We start from the raw sequence: 19,143 nt of genomic DNA, 5'->3' as shown, positions 1-19,143 counted from the left end.
ACATCGGCAAAATACAGAAAGAAAGCAAAAACCGCGGAGAAGCGCAAACTTTTCCGCGGTATTCTTATTGCAGATTTACCAGCACATAGTCCCCGCAATCGACAATCGCCCCCGCCCGGGGGTATCCCGGCAGGTCGTGGGCGTCGGCGTAGGTCTGCGCCTGCTCATGCAGGGCAGCGCTGTGGGTCATGTCCAAAGCAAAGCCATAGTAGCGGAACAGGTGCTCCGCTGCCCGGCCGTAGACGTCGTCCACCTCGGAGAAGGCCGTGACCGACCAGTTCAGCACCGAGTTGCAGTTGGTCTCGACGTACTTGACGGTGTCGCCGCTCTCCCAGCTCGTGTGCTCACGGAAGAAGCGGTACAGCGGGTGCTGCATCGGGTCAGCCGTCGTGTACCGGGTAATATTCTCCCCCAGCGTGTAACGGCCCACCAGCACCACGGGCTTGTCGGTGCCGTAGTCGCGCACAAGCTCGGTGCCCAGAGTGCGCACCACAGCGGCCTCCTGCTCGGAACGCTGGTAATCGACGGCCAGCAGATGGTTCAGGTACATGGCCTGGTGCAGACAGAGCAGCACAGCCAGCAGCTGCACGCCGCCCAGCAGCACAGCCCGCCGGGCCGCAGCGCGGCGCAGCAGCTCATACACGGCCAGCACCGCCAGTGCCACAAACAGCGCAAACACCTGACAGGTGCGGTAGGGCGAGCACTTCCCTTGCACAAACGACAGCAGCACCAGTGAGAGCAGCATTCCCGCACCGGTGAGCAGCAGCAAAGGCCGCTTTTTGCGCACAGCAAGCGCGATAACCAGTACGATAAATACAAGCGCCGCCACCGCCAATTCAGCAATGGGCAGGTAGAAACAGCCGCGCAGTGCGTAGTTAATCAGAATGCTCTTGACAAGCAGCTTTGCAAGATAGACAAATGGGTAGAACGCCCACAAAATTTCGGTGGCGCCGTTGGCCGCAGCCTGCGGCAGCACAAGATGGATGCCCGACGTCACCAGCACGCGCAGGCAGAGCCCGCCGACCAGTGCCGCCGCGTACCACAGTCCCTCGGTCAGGACTGCCACAAGCCGCGGGCGCTCGGCGGCCAGCAGCTGCTCCAGCGTTAAAAGCGCAAAGACAGCCAGCACAAACACCGCCGCCAGTGACTCATAGGACGAGCAGACCACCAGCAGGCAGAGCGCCGCCGCGCCCATGCGCAGAGCCCTGCCGCGCCACGGCACGCCGGGCTGGCGCGCGTCCCACAGCAGATTCAGCGCAGCGGCGTCCAGCAAATAGCCGCCGCAGACGCAGACATTCGCGCCGCTGTACTCCCAAATTTCGTTCATCAGCGGGTAGGAGACAAACAGGCAGGCAAACAGCCCATAGCCGAACATGCTGATGCGGTCCTGCGCGGCCTTGCGCAGCAGCGCGCAGAAGCTCACCGCCGCCAGCGCCAGCAGCAGCGCCGCCAGCAGGTCAATGCCAAAGGCATAGCTCGGCTCGGCCCTGCCGTAGCCCAGCACCGCGGCCCAGAGGTTCATGCCGAACCGTCCGGTGGACAGCATGACGCCGCCCGTGCCGATGTAGCGGTCCCCTTCCAGCGAGTCAATGCTGACCCGTGTCGTGGCGATGGCATAGCCGTAGCTGAGCAGCAGGGTCAGCCCCAGCGCCGCGCGGAATTTCGCGTTTTTCAGGAAATAACCAAACTCCTGCTTCATGCCGGTCACTGGTCGTCCGGACCAAAGTTGAGGCGTTCTTCCTCCACAACGAGCGGGCGGTTCATGATGCGGGTGTTCATAGCCATAACGTACTCACCCAAAAAGCCCAGGAACGCCAGCTGAATACCGCCCATAAAGAAGATGGCGATCATCGTCGGCGCGTATCCGGCGCGGAAGCTCTGCCAGAACAGCAGCTTGGCGATCAGATAGAACAGGCCGACCAGAAAGCTCAGCCCCGCCACCAGGAAGCCCGCGAACGTCGCAATGCGCATACCGGCCTTGGTGTAGCTGGTAAAGCTCAGCATGGCGGCGTCGTACAGGCTGTACCAGTTGTTGTGGGTCTTGCCCGCGCGGCGCTGGGGCTGGGTGTACTCGATTTCCTTGCGCTCGGGGCCCAGCTCGGCCACAATGCCGCGGATGAAGGGCGTCGGGTCCTTCAGGTTGCGCAGCGTCTGGATAAAGCTCTTGTCGTACAGGCCAAAGCCGGTGAACTGCTCGATCTGCTCGCAGCTGCTCATCTTCTTGATGAGCTTGTAGTAGCAGCCGCGCAGCCAGTACATGACCGGGTTTTCCTTGCTCTGGGTCTTGCGGCCAATGACGATTTTGTAGCCCTTTTCCCACTCGGCCACAAACCTGGGGATCATCTCCACAGGGTCCTGGAAGTCGGCGCACATCGTGATCGTGCAATCGCCGGAGGTGTGGATCATGCCGTAGTACGGGCTGTTGAACTGGCCGAAGTTCTTGACGTTGAAGATGGCCTTGACGTGCTTGTCCTCGGCGCAGATCTGCCGGATGATGGCACGGGTTCCGTCCTCGCTCTTATTGTCGATGAACAAAATCTCATAGTCGTAGTTCGGGCAGCTCTTGACCAGCTCATCACGCACAGCCTCATAGATGGGGCGGGCGTTCTGCTCCTCGTTGTAGCAGGGGATCATTACCGAAATCGTCTTTTTCTCACTCATTTTGTCTCTTTCCTTACCCACTCAATGGTTTCGCGGATTCCTTCTTCAAACGGGGTCGCGGGCCGCCAGCCGGTGTCCTCCTGTAAGGCCGACGTGTCCGCCTGCAGGTGCATGACCTGCAGCGGGCCGTAGGGGACCTCCCCCAAGCCCAGCGGCAGCGCCGGGTCGATGGCGTCGCGCAGCGCCTCGATATAGTCCTTCAGCGGGCGGGCCGTGCCGCTGCCCAGCGGGTAGACCCTGCCGTCCTGTCCGCTGACGGCCAGCGCGTAGAAGGCAGCTGCCGCGTCGGCGGCGTACAGGTAGTCCCACTGCTGGATGCCTGCGGTCAGAGCGGGCTTCTCGCCGTGCAGCAGCTTACGGATGGTTCCGCTGATCATCGTGGCCGGACCGTCGTGCGGGCCGTAGACGCTCAAAATGCGCGTCCAGATGTGGGCCATGCCCAGCGTCTGGCACTCGACGCGGCTCATCTGGCCGGCGCACAGCTTGGCCATGCCGTAGCCGTTCTCCGGGAAGCAGGGGGTCTGCGCGGTCAGCACACCCTCCACACGGCCATACTCGGCCTGGCTGCCAGCCCCGATAAAGACCTGGCATCCCAGCTGCGCCGCGGCGCGGCAGGCCGCAATGGTGTAGCGGATGTTCTCGATCTGCGCCGGCATGTCATTGCGGCCCGGGCCGATCGTATGCGCCCACGCAAAGTGGAAGAACGCATCGGCCTTTTCCGGGATCAGCTCCGGCAGCGCGGCCAACTCCGCCGCATCACAGGGCACCACATGCAGCCGCGCGTCCTGCGGCAGCAGCGCCGCCCGCGCACTGCCCGGGTGGGTGACCGCGTAGACCGTCACGCCCTCCGCCAGCAGCTTTGCACACAGTGCCATCCCGATTGCCCCCGTAGGACCGGTGATGATAGCGGTTCGGATTTGTCTTTGAATGCTTGCCATTTTTGAATCACGCACTCCCTTACACTTCCGGCATCAGCGGGATGAACATCTGCTTTTCCAGCTCCTCACGCGGCAGGAAGGGGGCCAGGTCCTCCAACGGGGGGCTGACCAGCGTGCCGTCGGGCAGGCGCTTGGTGCTGCTCTTGGGCTCCCAGACCTGTTTCGTGTCGGTGAAAATCTCGCAGAAAGCCGGGCCGTCCAGTGCCAGCACCGTGTCCACGGCCCGCTTCATCTCGGCGTTGCTGTGGGCGCTGTAGTAGGGGTAGCCAAACGCCTTTGCGAGCTTTTCAAACTTCGGGAAGGACAGGTCGCCGCTCTCGGGGCCGATGCCGACCTTGCAGTGCTCCTTGAAAAGGTTGTTCTGCGTCAGGCGGATAGAGTGGTAACCGTTGTTGTTGATGAGGAAGATTTTGATAGGCAGCTTGTTCGTCAGAATGGTCTGCAGTTCCTGCAGGTTCATCATGATGGAGCCGTCGCCCTCGAGGCAGATCGTCTGGCGGCGTCCGCCGCCGATGCAGGTGCCAATGGCTGCGGGCAGACCGTAGCCCATGCTGGCAATGGCGCTGTTGTTTGCCATCCGGCTGCCCTTCTGGATGACATACGCCTGGTTACCGACGACACAGCACGCACCGTTGGAGACCGCGGTCAGGCTGTTCTCCGGCAGGCGACTGCTTAAATAGCGCACAAAGGCGTAGACGTTGGCAGTCTCGCCGTTTTCCTCCCACTGGCGGGGCAACACGGCGGGGTAGTCGCGTTTCCAGCGCTGGCAGGTGGCCAGCCACTCGCCGCCCGCGTTCACGGGGGCCGCGGCAGCCTTATCCAGCTTGGTCAAAAAGTCCTTCGCGTCGGCCCAGACCGGCATTTCGACGTGCAGGGTCGGCTTTTTCAGCTCGGCCTGGTCAATGTCCACCATGATGACCTCTGCCGCGCGGGCCCAGGTCTTCCAGTTGTAGCCGACCTGGCGAATAGAAATGCGCGTGCCTACGGCCAGAATCAAGTCTGCGTTTTGGATAGCCCAGTTGCCCGGGCGGTCACCCATGTTGCCGGCGCGCCCGCAGTACAGCGGATTGTCATCCTCGATGAGGTCCACGGCGTTCCAGTAGGTGACGATGGGGATGTTGAGCTTTTCCGCCACGGAGCGGAACGCCGCATACCCGCCGGACAGGCGGATGCCATAGCCCGCGTGGAACACTGGCCGTTTGGCGTTCTTGATTTTTTCCAGAATCGTCCGGATCGTGGCGTCGTCCACCGACGGGGGCAGCTGGGCGTCATCCTCGGCGGGGTCATAGCCGCGCAGCTCGTCAGTCTCGATGTAGCCGCCCTGGAAGTTGACCGGGATGTCCAGCCAGACCGGGCCGGGGCGGCCCGTTGTAGCCAGATGCCACGCCTTTTCCAGCAGGTAGCGAATGTCCTTGGGGTCCTCCAGCATGGCGGCGAACTTCGTCATGTACTGGACGGACTTGGTGATGTCGTACTCCTGGTCGCCCATGGCGCGCAGCGGCGTGCCGGTGTACTGCAAGGCGTACCGGGCCGTGGTGTCATAGCGCACCTGGCCGGAGACGATGAACATGGGGATGGAGTCCAGCCAGCCGCCCACGACGCCGGTCAGCGCGTTGGTGCCGCCGGGGCCGGTGGTCACGCAGACCGCCGCGATCTTATTTTCCAGCCGGGCGTAGGCTTCCGCCGCAATGGCGCAGGCCTGCTCATGGTGGTTGTAGGTCACATGCAGCCGGGGGTTATGGCCCAGCGCATCGTTCAGGTGCATAGCGCCGCCGCCCACGACGGAGAAAACATCCGTCACGCCGCGTGCCGCCAGAAAATCCGCCACATAATCCGCTAAACGCTGTTTCATTGGGTTGCTCCTTCTTACTTTGTTTTCTTGAAAACCGGATGCCCATCGTTACCCTTCTGCCATGTGAGCAGGTGGGTCACTTCATCTTCATCTCGATTTTTTTTGTTTTCCTCTTTGGCATTGTCGGAAAGCTGTCTGACCAGATAGTCACCGTTGATGGCCTCCGCATCACCGTAGGCAATGTCCTGCCCCTGCTGGGACGGCGTCTCAAAGGCGCTCTTTCCGCTGCCCTGTAGCTGGTAGATTTCTTCTTCCCAGGCATTCTCGCTGCCGCTGATGGCCGCAGCACTCTGCTGGCCCGTCAGCGTTCCCACGCTGACACAATTGAAGATTCGGCCATCGAAGTCGTTTGCAATACCGCCCGCGCGGGTGGCCGTAACGGCTACATCTGTGTAGCAGTTCACGATCCTTGCCTCCTTGCCCACAGAGCCGCCCGCAATCACACCGGCATATTTGCCGCGGATAGTGCCGCCCTCAAGGCCCAAGTTGTACACCTGACCGCCTAGGCAGCTGAACAGGCCCACGTTTTCGCCGTTACTCTGCTTCAGATTCAGGTTGCGGATGACATGCCCGGCACCGTTGTACACGCCATAGAAACAGTGCTCATTCTCCGCATCACCGATAGGCTGCATATTCTGCCTATCCAGATCAATATCAGCGGTCTGCTCGACGTACTGGCCCTTAAAGGTCATGCCATCGCTGACAAGCTCTGCAAAATGCAGCATGTCTGCGGCGTTCTCAATGCGATACGGGTTCTCATAGGTTCCCTCGCCGTCCAATGCAAATTCAATCTGGCTGGCCTTGTCCCGCAGCTTATACACGGTCACGTCGTCGAACTCTCCAAGCTGCTCATACTGCGTCGGCAGCAGTTCGGCAAACATGTCCTCGATCTTGCGCTGCTCCAACGGCTTTCCGTCGCGGAACTCCCGCTCATGGACCTCCTTGCAGTCCGGGATGTCCTTCCAGACCACAATATCCGGCAGATTTTCCTCCAGCAGCGCCTTTTCCTCCTGCACGTACTTATCATCCACCACGTCGTAGAACAGAACTGGGACGAATGTGTTCATATTGTAGTTGTCCGTCAAAATATTGAAAATTTTGACGTAGGGGTAACCGAAGATGACGGAATCCTCCGTCGTGTTTTCCTCGATCAGCTGCGTGATGCCTTCAAACATCTCCTTGTCCTCTTTGGAAAATTTGAAGCCCTTCAGTGCCGGGATGTCCGTGCTGTACGTCTTGTAATTTCGGGGTTTTTCTTCAGTACCCCACCACGCATAGGAGCAGATAACCTTCTGCGCCATGCAGGTGATCGACAGTACAATACAACCAACGATGGCAATGCCCCGGACAGCCAGCTCAATCCAGGCATCCACACCGCAGAAGGAAAGCACCGTTGCCAGCACCGCCGGGACTGCGACCATCGTGCAGAAGTACGGGATGCTGCTGGTGCCGGACGACATAATACCGGAGTACATCGTAGCCAGCGCCGCACAGAACAGCCAGAACATTCCCTCTGCCTGACTGTTCTCTCCCTGACTGCCAACCCTTGCACCATAGCGGACCAACTGCAAAATTGTCAACAGCAGAACCACAACGTAGAACTTCCCCTGTACCGCCTGCCAAACGTCTGTGCCGCGGTAGAGATCATGCAGGAAGTCACTGTTGCCGGAGTTTGCCCCGCCGCAAAAAACAAAGGTCGCCGCCCACGTAAACAGCAGCAGAAGGATGCTGCCCGCCGGGAGCATCACGCGGCTGCCGTGGACCTTGCGCTTTACGCAGAGATATAACAGCAACGCCGTCAGCACCGCGTCGATCAGCAGAATTGCCTGCATCTCCGGACTCTTGCCCAGCAGCTCCAGGAAGGAGGAAATCTCCTTCTCAAAATTGACATAGAGCAGGAGCAACAGCAGCGGGAACAGCAGCGACTGGGCGCGGAGCGCCTTTTCCCGGGACGCTGACACGCCCGTATTTACTGCAAGCAGCACCGCGGCCACAGCGATCAGCCAGTTCTGCACCTTGAGCAGGGCCATGGAAAGACCGCCAAACAGAATCGTAAAGATGCTGCCCTTGCCGCCCGTGTGCATGAACACCTGCTCCACAAATGGGAAGAATGCACCGTTCGCCAGCAGATAGGCCGCGGCCACGGCCAGCGGAATCACCGCACCCGCGACTACAAAAAGGCAGTACCAGCCAAAGCGAGCATCCTTTTTGCGGATGCAGTAAAACGCCAGCGCTGCAAAATACACGATGCCCGACGCCAGAAAAATCGTCTGCTTATTCAGAAAAACCAATCCCAGCATAAAGCCGGCCCCAAAAATTTTGGTGTACCTCTGCTTGCTTGTGTCCGCCTCCTGAAAGCCGATGACGCAATACAGAAGCAGAATCGAAAGAAGAGCAACCGTTTGGTTATAGTCGCCCAGCAGGTCATAGACAGACGACGCGCAGAGCATGACCGAAAACAGACACGCCACAAACGTGCTGACCACATTGATATAGCGCGAGATCAGCCGGAACAGCAGCGTAAAAATGGCAGCGCGCTGCAACAGCCACCAGAGGCGATACAGCAAGAGGCTCCCAAACGAGAGCTTCCACAGCACTGCATCGACCAGCAGATTCAGCGGGGGCAGATAATAGTAGAAGTCCCGGTACGGCACCTTGCCGTGCCAGATCAGCTCCACATAATTAACGTTCCACCCTTCACTGATGGGGAACGTATTGTTCGCATAAATTGCTGAATAACATACCACCGCCAAGAAGATTCCAATCGACAGTACATTTTTTATGGTACTTATTTTAGGTACTGGCATTTCCTGCGCTTTTGGCAGCACAGCTCCCTGCATTGGTCTTCACATTCCTTCCTTGGTTTTGCTCCACATTTTCAACTTTCCAAAATTTTCTGCAACGAGATAAATCATCAATACCCACATCGATGCATTTCCCAGCATTGTTGAAAGACTGATTTTATGATATCCTTCAAGGCTATTAAAAAGACTTATGTATGGGAATTCCCCCATAATCAGCATCATTAGTATAAGCGGCAAAACCGTGTTTTTCTTAAGTTCCGGTCTTTCATAAAGAAGTAATGTAATGGGTATCAATAAATAAATCTCGTTATATATCCAAGAAAATGTCGGAATAAGCGTCAAGACCATGCACAGTGCATAAGCTTTTTCCCATTCTTGCCGGGATATAAAAACAACAAAAATTACCATGCATAGCAATATCAGCATCAACACTCCGGCAATCCAATCCGTCGTTGAAGACTGTACTTTCATCTTTTCGCCAAACGCTTGACAGATATTGGAAATATTAACCTTAAAGCCATATCCAAATCCTTTGGCATTATTGATCGTATCCGCTGATATATCAGTAATATTTTGAAGCATTTTGGCAATGTTCTGAATCCCACCCGTACCTGCAAATGGAAGGATAAAAAGTGCCACACCGTATACAATAGACTTTACTGCATCCTTTTTATGCTTTTTGTTCAAAAGTAAAAGACCAAAAAACACCGGATATAGCTTCAAACCTGTTGCAATTGCCAGCGACAGCAATGCCAAATTTCTTATTACCGTATTTTCACTGTTGTAATTGAACACAAAAAACATCAGAAAAAGTAATGACAGAATGACAATATTCCCGCGTTCCAGCATAAATACATACGCCGGAGAAGATACAAAGGCCACACTGTAAAGTACTACATCAATGCCTTTCAATGACAACTTGTTTGCTGCCATGGCACAGACAACGCCTGTTGACACTAGAAAGAACATCGTCCCGACAAGAACCCCATTCGGCGTTACAGATGCTTCGCCAAATGCGAAGCCTGCACTGTAATCTCCCGGAACCATTTTTGAAAAGATCCACAATATCAGATATGTCAGCGGTGGATAGATCGATCTTCCCTCATATGGATGTAAATCTGCCGCATCACGGATCGACTCGAACAAATCCGGATAAATTCCTGCCGTGTCGTATGTCCATGTCATGTATTGGATTGCCTGCCCATTGGATATTGCCAAATAGGCAAGTGCCACCGTTGCAAGAACAATCAAGCAAATACTGAACCACCTTACCGCCAGCCTTTTCTTTCCTAATATCATTGATTCAGATCTCCTTAAATGTCCACAGCTTATTGATAATGAAATTCAGCGGAATCGTAACCAGTAAATTCACAATCGGTGCAATCGTTTTGCTCACGCCGAAGAAGGTAACCTCTATCCAAAGCAAAACATTGGAAAGGATCGATGTACCGCCGTAGCTGACATAGGTCTTGCCCAACCGCTTCAGCTTGCTGCGCCAGTCGTTTGCATTTCCGGTAAACACAAACTTATCGTTCCAAAAAAAGGCATTGGCAATGCTCAAAATCGTGCCCAATATGCTGCCTACCATGTACAGGCCCGGGTCGATCCACAAAAAGATATAGTATACCGCCATGGATACCGCCGTGTTGCTCACGCCTACAAGGCCAAACTTGATAAACTGGGCAAGCAGCGCCAAAAATTCCTCTTTGCTTTTCGCGCCCAACAGGGCTAACAATTTCTGCATGGGTCCATTCCTTTTATTTTCTTATAAACAATCAAAAAGCAAAGTCGGCCTTGATGCTTCCGCGCAGCACGGCTTTGCTTTTTGTCCTATGGTTCGGCCTTTCCGTCTTACTGATTCACAGCCTCGATAATCGTCTTGGCCATGTAGTCGATCATCTCATCGGTCATGCCGGGGTAAACGCCGACCCAGAAGGTATTGTTCATGATAAAGTCGGTGTTGGTCAGCTCGCCCGCCACGCGGTAGGCGTCGGTGCCGCGGATCTGGTCAAAGCAGGGGTGCTTGATGAGGTTGCCGCTGAACAGCAGACGGGTCTGCACGTTGTGGCTCTCCACATAGCGGGTCACGGCGTTGCGGTCCAGACCGCTCTCCGACTTGACGGAGATCAGGAAGCCGAACCAGGACGGGCGGCTGTTGGCAGCCGGTTCCGGCAGGATCAGCTTGTCGGCGGCGGGTTCCAGCGCGGCGCGCAGGCGGTCCCAGTTGTGGCGGCGGCGCTCGATGAAGGTGGGGAACTTCTTCAGCTGCTCGCAGCCGATGGCGGCCTGCATGTCGGTGACCTTGAGGTTATAGCCAAAGTGGCTGTAGACGTACTTGTGGTCGTAGCCCTTGGGCAGCTCGCCGAACTGACCGTCAAAGCGGTGGCCGCAGAAGTTATCCTGGCCGGAGGGGCAGATGCAGTCGCGGCCCCAGTCGCGGAAGGAGAGGATCAGGCGGTTCAGCAGCGGGTTGTTGGTGTAAACGCAGCCGCCCTCGCCCATTGTCATGTGGTGCGGCGGGTAGAAGCTGGACGTGCCGATATCGCCCCAGGTACCGGTAAAGCGGGTCTCGCCGTTGATGGTGTACTGGGTGCCCAGCGCGTCGCAGTTGTCCTCGACCAGCCACAGGTTGTGGGCGTCACAGAACGCCTTGACTGCGGACAGGTCAAACGGATTGCCCAGCGTGTGGGCGATCATGACAGCCTTCGTCTTGGGGGAGAGGGCGGCCTCGAGCTTGGTGACGTCGATGTTGTACTGGGGCACGGTCACATCCACAAACACGGGCACCGCGCCGTACTGGATGGCCGGGGTCACGGTGGTGGGGAAGCCGCAGGCCACGGTGATGATCTCGTCGCCCTTCCTGATCTGGCGGTCACCCAGCTCGGGGGCGGTCAGCGCCATGAAGGCGGTCAGGTTGGCGGAGGAACCGCTGTTGACCAGATGGGCGAACTTAACGCCGATCCACTTAGCGAACTCCTTCTCGAACTGGTCTGCAAAGCGGCCCGTCGTCAGCCAGAAGTCCAGCGTGGCATCGGTCAGGGCACACATTTCCTTCTCGTCAAAGACGCGGGCAGCGTAGGTGATGCGGTCACCCTCCTGATAAGGGGTCTTTTTCTCCTTGAAGTCGTGATAATACTCGGCGACCATCGCCTTGATCTGCTCGCGGGCTTCTGCCTCGTTCTTCCACATAATTATTGCTCCTCCAAAAAAATATTGATTTCCTTTTCCATCTCCGCCGGGACATCGCCGTTGGCAAGCCAGATCTTGCTGAAGGCGACGGTCTTTTCCATGCACTCGGCCATGTGCCAGCGCGGCGTCCAGCCGAAGGTCGTTTTCAGCTTGCTGCAGTCCAGCTTCAGGAAGTTGGCCTCGTGCGGGGCATTGGCCTCGGCCTGATTCTCCCAGGCGGCGTCGCCGCCCCAGGCCCGGCAGAACAGATCCACCAGCGTGCCGGTGGTGACGCAGTCGCAGTCGTCGGGGCCTACGTTATAGTAGCCCGCAAAGCGGCTGTCCTCGTACTGGCGCTGGGCGATCAGCAGGTAGGCCGCCAGCGGCTCCAGCACATGCTGGTACGGGCGGGTCGAGTAGGGGTTGCGCACGCCGATCTTACGGCCCGCGGCCATGGCGCGGACGCAGTCGGGGATAATGCGGTCATTGGCAAAGTCGCCGCCGCCGATGACATTGCCCGCGCGGGCCGTCGAGACAGCCACGGTCTTATCGGCAAAAAAGCTGTTGATGTAGGAGTGCGTCGCCAACTCCGAGCAGCTCTTGCTGTTGGAGTAGGGGTCAAAGCCATCCAGCGGCTCGTTCTCGCGGTAGCCCCAGGCCCACTCGTTGTTGTGGTAGACCTTGTCGGTGGTGACGTTCAGCACCGAGCGGAGCGCTCTGCCCTGCTGCCGGGCCAGCCGCACACATTCCAGCAGGTTGACCGTACCCATAACGTTCGTCTCATAGGTGTAGCGCGGGTCCTTGTAGCTGTCGCGCACGATGGGCTGCGCGGCCAGGTGCAGCACAATGTCGGGCTGCGCCGCGTCAAAAGCGGCCTTCAGCGCGTCAAAGTCGCGGATGTCGCCGATGACGCTGTGCATCTTGTCCTCGACGCCGGCGATGGAGAAAAGGTTCGGCTGCGTCGGCGGCTGCAGGCTGTAGCCCGTGACCTCGGCCCCGGCCATCAGCAGCATCTTGCAGAGCCAGCTGCCTTTGAAGCCGGTGTGGCCGGTGACGAACACCCGCTTGCCGCGGTAAAATTCAGGATCGTAATGTACCATCATCAATCCTCCCACTTCTTCCAGGGCGCGTTGCCGGTGGCAAGCATTTTCTCCAGGGTCTGCTTCTCGCGGGCGGTGTCCATGCACTGCCAGAAGCCCTTGTGGATATAGCTCATCAGCTGACCCTCCTCGGCCAGCTTCTGCAGCGGCTTCTGCTCAAAGACGCAGGCGTCGCCGTCCAGATAGTCGAAAATCTGCGGCTCCAGCACCATATAGCCCGCGTTGATAAGCGCGCCGTCGCTGGCCTTCTTTTCACGGAAAGAACGGACAGAATTATCCTCGGCAATATCCAGAACGCCCTTCTGCTGCTCCTGCTGAACGGCGGTCAGCGTGGCGATCTTGCCGTTCTCGCGGTGGAATGCCACCAGCTTGGCAATGTCCACATCGCAGACGCCGTCGCCGTAGGTCATCATGAAGGTCTCATTGCCGATGTAGGGACGAATGCGTTTGATGCGCCCGCCGGTCATGGTGTTGAGGCCGGTGTCCACAACGGTGACCTTCCACGGCTCGGTGTGGTGGTTGTGGACGATCATCTCGTTCTGGCCGCGGGTGAAATCAAACGTAATATCGCTGGTATGCAGGAAGTAATCCGCGAACCATTCCTTGATCATGTGCTGCTTGTAGCCCGCGCAGATGACAAAGTCGTGAAAGCCATAGTAGGAATATTCCTTCATGATATGCCACAGGATGGGCATGTTGCCGATTTCGATCATCGGCTTGGGCTTGTAGACGCTTTCTTCGCTGATACGCGTGCCAAGGCCACCAGCCAGAATTACTACTTTCATAGCGTGCTCCTTTATTGTATTGTGAGCCGGTCAGTCCGTCGATGACCGGTTTTTGTCCCGTGCGCTTCGCCTCGTTTGGGCAATTTTACACACTTATTCATAATAGGGAGTATAACACACACGCTCTGTAATTGCAACAATTTACGCCCGTCTGCGCCGTGCCAAAATCATCGGTTCAAAGTCAATATTTTTGTCCAGAACCCACAAAAGGCTGTCATTCGCACATTTTTTGCGCTTTTGCGTTCCAGATTTTACATACTGTATTTCCGCAAAAAAATTCCCCGCCGCCGAGGTGCGGCGGGGGGAATTTTCATGGTGGAGCTGTAGGGAGGCGGCGCCCTCGGCGACCCGAGCCGTCCGCCTTACTGCTGCTGCTTAAAATAATACACTGCACCGACAAGGCCGGCGTCGTTCTGGAGGGCTGCGGCCCTGACCTCAAGGCCCTCGGCGAAGGCGGGCATGATGCTTTTGCGCACCTGCGCGGCCAGCGGGTCGATCAGAAGCGCCTGCTGTGCGCTGACGCCGCCGCCGATCAGGATCAGCTGCGGGTTGAAGACGTGCACAAGGCCCGCAAGGCCCTGGGCGATCTCGTTGATCCAGCCGTTGAGCACAGCCAGCGTGCGGGCATCGCCCGCGGCGGCAGCCTCAAAGATCGTGCGTCCGTCGGGCGCGTCCAGCCCGGCCGCCTGGGCGCTGCGGACCAGCGCCGTTGTGGCGGCGTAGCGCTCATAGCAGCCGATGGCCCCGCAGGTGCAGGCCACGCCGTCCAGCGCGTGCAGACGGAAATGCCCCAGCTCGCCGCCAAGGCCGCGCGCACCCTCCAGCAGACGTCCGCCGGTCAGGATGCCGCCGCCGACGCCGGTGCCCAGCGTCACACCGATGACATCGGTATAGCCCTTAGCCGCACCGGCCCAGACCTCGCCCAGCAGCATACAGTTGGCATCGTTGGCGACGGTGACGGGCAGGCCGAAGGCACGCTCCAGCGTACCTTTAATGTCCACGCCGATCCACCCCGGGAAATTGCCGCAGGTCCCCGCGACCACGCCGCGGCGGCTGTCGATCTGGCCCGTGGCGGACACAGCGATGCCCTCAAGCCTCGGCGCGTCCGCGGTCAGGAATTCGTGGATGGCCGCCTGCACGGTATCCAGGATCGGCGTTTTGTAGCCGTCAAAGCTGACGCTGCGCTCGGCGCGGCGCAGCACCCTGCCGTTCTCATCGACGAGCCCCAGCTTGACCGCCGTGCCGCCGATGTCAACGCCCAGATAGGTTTTACTCATAGCGCACCTGCTTATTTGTGGTTGTTGATGGCCGCAGTGTAGCGGGCCGTGATCTCCGCCGGGCGGGTGATGGCACCGCCGACGACGAGGGCAAACGCACCGGCGTAGAGCGCCTGCACGGCCTGCTCCGGCGTGTGGATGTGGCCTTCGGCGATGACCTTGGCCGGGCACTCCCGCGCCAGCTGGGCGATGAAGCCGAAGTCGACGTCGTCGATGCCCTTCGTCTCCGGCGTGTAGCCGCGCATCGTCGTGCCGACGAAGTCTGCGCCCGCCTTGGCGCAGGCAAGCGCGTTTTCAATGTTGTCGCAGTCGGCCATAACGAGCTGGTCGGGGTACTTCTCCTTGATGGCGCGGATGAACTCGGCGCTCGTCTGCCCGTTGGGGCGCAGGGCACCGGTGCCCTGCACGGCCAGAATGTCCACGCCGCAGGCGACGAGCTCATCAACCTCCTGCATCGTGACGGTGATGTACATCGGCGTGCCGGGGTAATCCTTTTTGATGATGCCGATGACCGGCAGGTCCACGACCTGCTTGATCTGGGTGATGTCGCGCACCGTATTGGCGCGGATGCCGACAGCGCCGGACTGTGCCGCCGCCTTGGCCATCAGCGGCATGACGCCGCCCTCTTTTGTATACAGCGGCTCATGCTCCAGCGCCTGGCAGGAGACGATAAGGCCGCCCTTGATTTGGTTGAAAATTTGTTCGTGGGTCATGGGAAAGGCTCCTTTCTATACGCAAAAAGGCTTCCCCCTCGGGGGAAGCTGTCACCGAAGGTGACTGATGAGGGCGGAGCTTACGGCGGCAGCCCGTTTACGGGCAACCACCGATAGCTTACCCCTCATCCGGCCCTGCGGGGCCACCTTCCCCCAAGGGGGAAGGCTTGGGGAATGCAAATTATTTCATCAAAATCTTGACCACGGCTTTTCTTACGTGGTCGCAGCCGGGGGTCTTGCAGCTGGGCTTGTGCAGCTCACCGGGGAAGAACACGGCAAAGCGTCCCCCGCCCAGCGTCATGCCGCAGTGCTCGGGGCCGGTCCGCAGACCGAAGTCGTTTTCCTCGTCAAACTCGCCCTGCTCCGTGCCCTCGGACGCCCAGCCCAGATGCTCGCTGCCGGTCAGGTCGATCTGCAGGTCGGCATAGCGGCGGTGGTACTCGAACGCAGCGCCGTCGGCATCGCGCAGGTCGGCGTCCATCACGTTGACAAAGACGTTCTCGCCGTCAATGATGGTCTTGCCGTTTTCCAGCGCGTCCAGCGTGTGGCTGTTCAGCCAGTCGATGGCCTTGTCCAGATTCGGGTGCAGGTCCTTGTAGCAGGCAATGTAATCAAACGAATCTACGATCATTTCACACCTCTTACAGGGCCGCGACGGCGTCCTCGATCATCTTCTGCGCCTCGGCCACGATGGGCTCATCCTCGGGGATCAGGCCCGGCAGCGGGGCGCGCACGCCACCCAGCTCCAGACCGTACATGCGGCGCAGGATCTCCTTCATGACCGCGTACAGGTTGCCGTGGGCCTCGCACATCTTGTAGATGATGCGGTCCGCCTTGTACTGGATGTCGCGGGCAGCGGGGATGTCGCCCTTCTCGATCAGCTCGTTCATCTTGAGGAACAGCTCGGGCATGACGGCGTAGGTGCCGCCGATGCCGCCGTCCGCGCCCATGACACGGCCGGAGACGAACTGCTCATCGGGGCCGTTGAACACGGCGAAGCCGTCCGCACCGCGCGCCTGAATACCGGCATCCTTGAACATCTGGATGTCCTGGGTGGGCATCGAGGAGTTCTTGACCGCGATGACGTTGGGGTTCTTGAGCATCTCGTTCAGCAGGGGCATCGTCAGGGCAGTACCGGCCAGCTGCGGGATGTTGTAGATGATGAACTCGGTGTTGGGCGCGGCGGCGCTCATGGCGTTCCAGTAGTCCGCGATGGCGTAGTTGGGCAGGTGGAAGTAGATCGGCGGGATGGACGCGATGGCGTCAACGCCGCACTTTTCAGCATGGGCGGCCAGCTCGACGGAGTCCGCCGTGTTGTTGCAGGCGACGTGGGCAATAACGGTGATCTTGCCCTTGGCCTCGCTCATGACGGCCTCCAGCACGGCCTTGCGCTCATCCGGGTGCTGGTAGATGCACTCGCCGGAGGAGCCGCCGACGTAAACGCCCTTGACGCCCTTGGCGATCAGGTGGCGGGTCAGTGCCTTGACGCCCTCGGTAGAGATAGAGCCGTCCGGTGCGTAGCAGGCGTAGAAGGCGGGGATAATGCCGCGATATTTGTTGATGTCTTTCATATACAAACACTCCCTGTTCGTAAAACTGTATGTAAAGGCTTCCCCCGAGGGGGAAGCTGTCACCGAAGGTGACTGATGAGGGCGGAGCCTGCTGACACGGCCCGTTTGCGGGCAATCTCCGGCAGGCTGCCCCTCATCCGTCTGTGGTCGGGGCCACAGACACCTTCCCCCAAGGGGGAAGGCTTCGTGTAGGGGTAGGCTTCGGGTAATGGCGAGGTTCTCTCCCCCAGTCGCTGCGGCGACAGCCCCCTCGCAGAGGAGGCCGGGGGCCTTGCCTCCCTCTGCGAGGGAGGTGGCCGAAGGCCGGAGGGAGAGAACTCCACGTCGCCGCCCGTTCCCGGGTTTAGCCCTTGACAGCGCCCATCGTGATGCCCTTCGTGAAGTACTTCTGGAAGGCCAGGAACACGATGATGATGGGCACGGCTGCCAGCGCGGCACCGGCCATGATCAGGCCGTAGTCGGTGGAGTTCTCGGCCTGCAGCTTGGCGATACCAAGAGAGATCGTCAGCTTGCTGGTGCTGGACAGCATGATCAACTGCATGAAGTAATCGTTCCACGAGTTGATGAAGGTGAAGATGGCCAGTGCGCCGATGCCCGGCTTGATCATGGGCAGCGCAATGCGGACAAAGGTCTTGGCCTCGCTCGCGCCGTCGATGCGGGCGGCCTCCAGCATCTCGCCGGGGATGCCCTCACTGAACTGCTTCATCAGGAATACGCCGAACGGCCAGCCGACGATGGGGAAGATGACCGCCCAGATCGTGTTGTAGAGCTGCAGGCTGCTCATCTCGCGCAGCAGGGGGATCAGGATGACCTGCTTCGGCAGCGCCATGGCGCAGACGATCAGGGTAAAGAGGATGCTGCGGCCCACAAAGCGCTTTTTGGCCAGCGCATAGCCCGCCATAGCGGAGGTGATGCAGGTCAGGATCATCGAGGCAACGGCCATAAAGACCGTGTTGATGAGCCAGCGCACAGCGGCGGGCACCTGGGGACCGGCCCACCAGATGATGTCCTTTCCGTCCGCGCTGAAGTGGCTGCTGAACGGCACCGCGAACTCCCACAGCGGGGACTTCTGGCGGCTGAACAGCTTATCATAGTTCGTCATGACCCACTCGCTCGGCCACCATTCAGGGGTGGTGGAGTTGATGGAGATCTGCGTCTTAAAGGAGCCCGTCAGGATCCAGTACAGCGGGAACGCGAACGCGATGGCCAGCAGGATGATGACGATGGTGCTGAACACCATGTAGGGGGAAATCTTCTTTTTTTTCTTTTTGGTATCCATAGTCATTTCCCTCCTTCTCAATCAGACCGCGTGACCTTGAACTGCACAGCGGACAGAACGGCGATCATGATGGCGAGGATAACGCCCATCGCGTTGCCGTAGCCGTAGCGGTACAGCTTGAAGGCTGTGTAGTAGATGTAATACATGATGGTATCGGTGGAGTGGTTCGGGCCGCCGGACGTCAGCAGCTGGATCAGCGCGAAGCACTGGAAGGAGTTGATCGTCGTGATGACCAGGATGTACAGCGTGGTGGGCATGATCTGCGGCCACTTGATCTTCCAGAAGGCCTGCAGCTTCGTGGCACCGTCCACCTCAGCGGCCTCGACCAGGGACTGGTCCACGTTGCCGAGCGCGGAGACATACAGCACGATGGGCTGGCCGACAGAGGTCGTGAGCAGGATCAGGATGATGCAGGCCAGCGCGTAGCGGGTATCGCCCAGCCAGTTGATGTTCTGGTCAAGGAGGCCCATCGACTTGCCCAGATAGTTGAAGATGCCGTAGTAGTTGTTGAACATCCACTTCCACACGACGGTAACAGCGACAGAGCCGGTGACGACGGGCAGATAGAAGATGACGCGGAACAGCGAGGTCGCCCACGGCGGCATGTTGACGATGGCGGACGCCACCCACAGCGAGAAGATGCAGGTGATGGGCACCGACACGACAACAATGATCAGCGTGTTGCGCAGTGCGCCCAGAAAGACGCTGTCGTGGAACAGCTCCACATAGTTCTGCAGGCCGATGAACACATCGGCGCGGTTCATGCTAGAGTCAAAGAAGCTGGTGAAGATGCACATCACCATGGGATAGATGACAAAGCCGATAAAGAAGATGAGGCTGGGCAGCAGGAACAGGTAACCGGCGATGGTCTCCTGCCGGACAAGCGCGCGGCTCATCTTCGGCTCGCTCTGCTTTTTGGCAACTGCGGTATGTGCCAAGAGGATCGCTCCCTTCTGTTTTAAAGTCACGGGTTCATTCGATAAAAGTGGCGTCCC

Annotated in this window: 16 protein-coding genes; all 16 read right to left on the bottom strand. The window is 58.8% G+C overall.

Annotated features, from left to right (window positions below; genetic code table 11):
• Positions 1 to 64 precede the first annotated feature (64 nt).
• A complete protein-coding gene (locus tag B5D32_RS09410) occupies positions 65 to 1,699 on the bottom strand; it encodes a glucosyltransferase domain-containing protein (protein ID WP_143402727.1) in 1,635 nt (544 codons plus the stop codon).
• Positions 1,700 to 1,704: 5 nt separating this feature from the next.
• A complete protein-coding gene (locus B5D32_RS09405; RefSeq protein WP_078784805.1) occupies positions 1,705 to 2,661 on the bottom strand; it encodes a glycosyltransferase family 2 protein in 957 nt (318 codons plus the stop codon).
• The gene (locus B5D32_RS09400) at positions 2,658 to 3,599 is read right to left on the bottom strand and encodes an NAD-dependent epimerase/dehydratase family protein (protein WP_078784804.1); all 942 of its coding nucleotides are present in this window, start codon (positions 3,597 to 3,599) and stop codon (positions 2,658 to 2,660) included. Before B5D32_RS09400 ends, B5D32_RS09405 begins: the two co-directional genes overlap by 4 nt.
• 19 nt (positions 3,600 to 3,618) lie before the next feature.
• Positions 3,619 to 5,451 (bottom strand): thiamine pyrophosphate-binding protein, encoded by a 1,833-nt coding sequence (locus B5D32_RS09395; protein WP_078784803.1) that lies wholly within the window; start codon positions 5,449 to 5,451, stop codon positions 3,619 to 3,621.
• 14 nt (positions 5,452 to 5,465) lie between these two features.
• Complete coding sequence (locus B5D32_RS09390) at positions 5,466 to 8,129, bottom strand: hypothetical protein (RefSeq protein WP_078784802.1); 2,664 nt, start codon at positions 8,127 to 8,129, stop codon at positions 5,466 to 5,468.
• Between the two features lie 168 nt (positions 8,130 to 8,297).
• Positions 8,298 to 9,554 carry a glycosyltransferase 87 family protein gene (locus B5D32_RS09385; protein WP_078784801.1) on the bottom strand — a complete coding sequence of 419 codons (1,257 nt, stop codon included), beginning with the start codon at positions 9,552 to 9,554 and terminating at the stop codon, positions 8,298 to 8,300.
• Between the two features lie 4 nt (positions 9,555 to 9,558).
• Entirely contained in the window at positions 9,559 to 9,999 is a 441-nt protein-coding gene (locus tag B5D32_RS09380; RefSeq protein ID WP_078784800.1) for a GtrA family protein, read from the bottom strand.
• Positions 10,000 to 10,106: 107 nt separating this feature from the next.
• The gene (gene rfbH, locus B5D32_RS09375) at positions 10,107 to 11,444 is read right to left on the bottom strand and encodes a lipopolysaccharide biosynthesis protein RfbH (RefSeq protein ID WP_078784799.1); all 1,338 of its coding nucleotides are present in this window, start codon (positions 11,442 to 11,444) and stop codon (positions 10,107 to 10,109) included.
• 2 nt (positions 11,445 to 11,446) lie between these two features.
• A complete protein-coding gene (gene rfbG / locus B5D32_RS09370; RefSeq protein ID WP_200805183.1) occupies positions 11,447 to 12,526 on the bottom strand; it encodes a CDP-glucose 4,6-dehydratase in 1,080 nt (359 codons plus the stop codon).
• Entirely contained in the window at positions 12,526 to 13,308 is a 783-nt protein-coding gene (gene rfbF, locus B5D32_RS09365) for a glucose-1-phosphate cytidylyltransferase (RefSeq protein WP_078784798.1), read from the bottom strand. The genes rfbG and rfbF overlap by 1 nt, the downstream gene beginning before the upstream one ends.
• 362 nt (positions 13,309 to 13,670) lie before the next feature.
• The gene (locus B5D32_RS09360) at positions 13,671 to 14,585 is read right to left on the bottom strand and encodes an ROK family protein (protein WP_078784797.1); all 915 of its coding nucleotides are present in this window, start codon (positions 14,583 to 14,585) and stop codon (positions 13,671 to 13,673) included.
• A gap of 11 nt (positions 14,586 to 14,596) precedes the next feature.
• A complete protein-coding gene (locus B5D32_RS09355; protein ID WP_078784796.1) occupies positions 14,597 to 15,298 on the bottom strand; it encodes an N-acetylmannosamine-6-phosphate 2-epimerase in 702 nt (233 codons plus the stop codon).
• Between the two features lie 181 nt (positions 15,299 to 15,479).
• Positions 15,480 to 15,929 (bottom strand): NanQ anomerase/TabA/YiaL family protein, encoded by a 450-nt coding sequence (locus tag B5D32_RS09350; protein ID WP_078784795.1) that lies wholly within the window; start codon positions 15,927 to 15,929, stop codon positions 15,480 to 15,482.
• Positions 15,930 to 15,939: 10 nt separating this feature from the next.
• Positions 15,940 to 16,869, bottom strand: a complete 930-nt coding sequence (locus B5D32_RS09345; RefSeq protein ID WP_078784794.1) for a dihydrodipicolinate synthase family protein — start codon at positions 16,867 to 16,869, stop codon at positions 15,940 to 15,942.
• A gap of 343 nt (positions 16,870 to 17,212) precedes the next feature.
• A complete protein-coding gene (locus B5D32_RS09340; protein WP_078784793.1) occupies positions 17,213 to 18,148 on the bottom strand; it encodes a carbohydrate ABC transporter permease in 936 nt (311 codons plus the stop codon).
• A 17-nt stretch (positions 18,149 to 18,165) separates the two neighbouring features.
• A complete protein-coding gene (locus tag B5D32_RS09335; RefSeq protein WP_078784830.1) occupies positions 18,166 to 19,044 on the bottom strand; it encodes a carbohydrate ABC transporter permease in 879 nt (292 codons plus the stop codon).
• Positions 19,045 to 19,143 lie beyond the last annotated feature (99 nt).

It is taken from the genome of Gemmiger formicilis, from assembly GCF_900167555.1.
Classification (GTDB): Bacteria; Bacillota; Clostridia; order Oscillospirales; family Ruminococcaceae; genus Gemmiger; species Gemmiger formicilis.
The sequence above is the reverse complement of the archived record's forward strand: the minus strand, read 5'-3'. Positions and strand labels throughout refer to the sequence as shown.

Coding starts and splice junctions, on each gene's coding strand:
- B5D32_RS09410 (WP_143402727.1), bottom strand. CDS start 1,699: ATGAAGCAGGAGTTTGGTTATTTCCTGAAAAACGCGAAATTCCGCGCG.
- B5D32_RS09405 (WP_078784805.1), bottom strand. CDS start 2,661: ATGAGTGAGAAAAAGACGATTTCGGTAATGATCCCCTGCTACAACGAG.
- B5D32_RS09400 (WP_078784804.1), bottom strand. CDS start 3,599: ATGGCAAGCATTCAAAGACAAATCCGAACCGCTATCATCACCGGTCCT.
- B5D32_RS09395 (WP_078784803.1), bottom strand. CDS start 5,451: ATGAAACAGCGTTTAGCGGATTATGTGGCGGATTTTCTGGCGGCACGC.
- B5D32_RS09385 (WP_078784801.1), bottom strand. CDS start 9,554: ATGATATTAGGAAAGAAAAGGCTGGCGGTAAGGTGGTTCAGTATTTGC.
- B5D32_RS09380 (WP_078784800.1), bottom strand. CDS start 9,999: ATGCAGAAATTGTTAGCCCTGTTGGGCGCGAAAAGCAAAGAGGAATTT.
- rfbH (WP_078784799.1), bottom strand. CDS start 11,444: ATGTGGAAGAACGAGGCAGAAGCCCGCGAGCAGATCAAGGCGATGGTC.
- rfbG (WP_200805183.1), bottom strand. CDS start 12,526: ATGATGGTACATTACGATCCTGAATTTTACCGCGGCAAGCGGGTGTTC.
- rfbF (WP_078784798.1), bottom strand. CDS start 13,308: ATGAAAGTAGTAATTCTGGCTGGTGGCCTTGGCACGCGTATCAGCGAA.
- B5D32_RS09360 (WP_078784797.1), bottom strand. CDS start 14,585: ATGAGTAAAACCTATCTGGGCGTTGACATCGGCGGCACGGCGGTCAAG.
- B5D32_RS09355 (WP_078784796.1), bottom strand. CDS start 15,298: ATGACCCACGAACAAATTTTCAACCAAATCAAGGGCGGCCTTATCGTC.
- B5D32_RS09350 (WP_078784795.1), bottom strand. CDS start 15,929: ATGATCGTAGATTCGTTTGATTACATTGCCTGCTACAAGGACCTGCAC.
- B5D32_RS09345 (WP_078784794.1), bottom strand. CDS start 16,869: ATGAAAGACATCAACAAATATCGCGGCATTATCCCCGCCTTCTACGCC.
- B5D32_RS09340 (WP_078784793.1), bottom strand. CDS start 18,148: ATGGATACCAAAAAGAAAAAAAAGAAGATTTCCCCCTACATGGTGTTC.
- B5D32_RS09335 (WP_078784830.1), bottom strand. CDS start 19,044: ATGAGCCGCGCGCTTGTCCGGCAGGAGACCATCGCCGGTTACCTGTTC.